This window comes from Acinetobacter sp. V2 (genome assembly GCF_001188385.1).
Lineage (GTDB): Bacteria > Pseudomonadota > Gammaproteobacteria > Pseudomonadales > Moraxellaceae > Acinetobacter > Acinetobacter oleivorans.
In genome coordinates, this window is record NZ_JZFB01000008.1 from 4671 (window position 1) to 6754 (window position 2084).

Below are 2084 nucleotides of genomic sequence, written 5' to 3' on the forward strand. Positions count from 1 at the left end.
AAATAACCAGCAGCAATAGAAGATAAACTAGCACCAACATTACTAAAGCTAAGCAAACCAATCCCACTAGATAAATCGCCTAGCGCCCATTGGATTCCAAGTTGATCCGCATCATCCCCTGAAACTTCAATAATTGCAGCTTCAATCAGAACTTGCTGACGTCGAACATCAAGCTGCTGAATAGCAGATTCAATTTCGCGCATTAATTGAGGATCGGCCTTAACCACTAACGAGTTTTGGGCATTATCCGCAATAATGCTCACACCATTTTGGCTAAAGCTAGAGATACTGTTCTGATTACTATTATTTGAATTACCATTTAGGTTAATAGATGGCGTAGAAATTGAACTACCATTTGAACCAGAGGTATTTGAACTGGAATTTTGGTTATTACCCATCAAATTATTGATCGGATTCGATGAGTTAGAAGAATTATTGCTATTTGACGAAGAAACAGCTTGTCCTGTTACGAGGCCTTGTAAAATCTCAGATAAGTTTTTTGCACTAGCATATTTTAATCGAAAAACTTTTAACCCGCCTAAGCGATCTGCTGAAGGTACATCCAGCATTTCGATCATGTGGCGAATACGTTTACGTGTTTCAGGGTCGCCCTTTACTAAAATACGATTTGTTCGGTTGTCTGCAATAATACGGATACGGGCTCCGTTAAAATCTTTAGATGCCCCCGTAGCGCTCATCGCCTCAAGTTGAGTAATGATTTCTTCCGCTTGGCTCGATTGAAGACTTATTGCCTCAATATCATTTTGGCCTGTACCATCTAGATTACGAATGATATTTTCAAGTTGGTAGATATTTGCAGCTCGGTCCGAAACAATCAGCGCATTAGTGCCTGCTATCGCAGCCATATGTGCAAATTGTGGCATTAAAGGGCGAAGTGCTGGAATTAAATCATTTGGATTTGTATTTTCAAGCCAAATGACTCGAGTGACGATTTGATCACCACGCAGTCTATTTCTAGAATCGTAAGGAATTCCCGAATTCTTAACATTACTATCTGGCACAAGTTTGATGGTGTTCCCTGAAGGAATTGCCACCACCCCATTTACATTTAAAACCCCAAGAAATAGATCATAAACTTCATCTTTATTAAGGGGTTTATTCGATATTACTGTGACATTGCCACGCACTCGCGGATCTACTGCAAAGTTTTTCCCCGTAATGTCTGCAACTTCATTAATAAATGCAGTTAAGTCAGCATCACGTAAATTGATCTTCCATGTCTGGGCATAGACGCTGCTGCTCACTGTCGCAATCAATGGGGCTGCTGCAAGTAATGCCCAAAGTGGACGTTGATGATTCAATAAAGCCATAACTTGCGATAATTCCTAACTCTTATGGTGACGTGTTATCACTAAAAATTTTGTTGTATGGTCATCACTTGATCACCACGTTTTATTTCTAATTTCACTTGCCCAGCTCGACGAGCCTGTTCAAGTAACTGCACATCCGTTTGTCCTTGCCCAACCGTTTGACCGTTTAAAGAAACAATTCGGTCACCCGGCCTTAAACCTAACTTATTTCTAAGCGCAGTGGGTGTACGTTCTGTAACTTCAAAACCTTCACTTGAGTTCCCGCTTACACCCATATCACGTAGATATTGTTCACGGTTCCCCTGCATTTGCTGAATAGCCTGTCCTAACGCCTCTTGAGTCGTATTAATAGGTGCCGATGACTGAGGCGCAGTCGCAGTTGGTTGTGAGGCATCTGGCGTCATAGGTTGATATAAACCGTTTGGCAAACCTTTAAACTGAAGCTCACGCGTACTTCCATTACCTTGACGTAATATTACGTGATCCCAATAAACTTCTGCCAACTGATAAGAGGTAGAACCTATTGTTTCTCCCACCCGATACCGGTCAGCAGTATTATCAAGCTTAATAACAGCCGAAGAAAAACGGTTCGGATAACCCAGCATCACACCTTGTAATTCTAGGTTGACATTTTCCTGAGCTGCATTGGCTGAAGGTTCATTAAAAAGCGAAAAAGTACTAATGTTAGGAATTTGTGGTTGCTGTGATCCTAACTCTACCCGATCAAACTGCATCATTTGAGGAGGTGCAATC

General features: G+C 41.4%; 2 protein-coding genes. Both read right to left on the minus strand.

Annotation, left to right across the window (positions count from 1 at the left end; all coding sequences use genetic code 11):
* Nucleotides 1-1331: secretin N-terminal domain-containing protein (locus UC75_RS22230; RefSeq protein ID WP_322842911.1), on the minus strand; the 1331-nt coding region annotated here is incomplete at its 3' end.
* Between the two features lie 41 nt (nt 1332-1372).
* Nucleotides 1373-2084 (minus strand): type II secretion system protein N (locus UC75_RS17005; protein ID WP_228137465.1); only part of this gene is annotated, 712 nt, incomplete at its 5' end.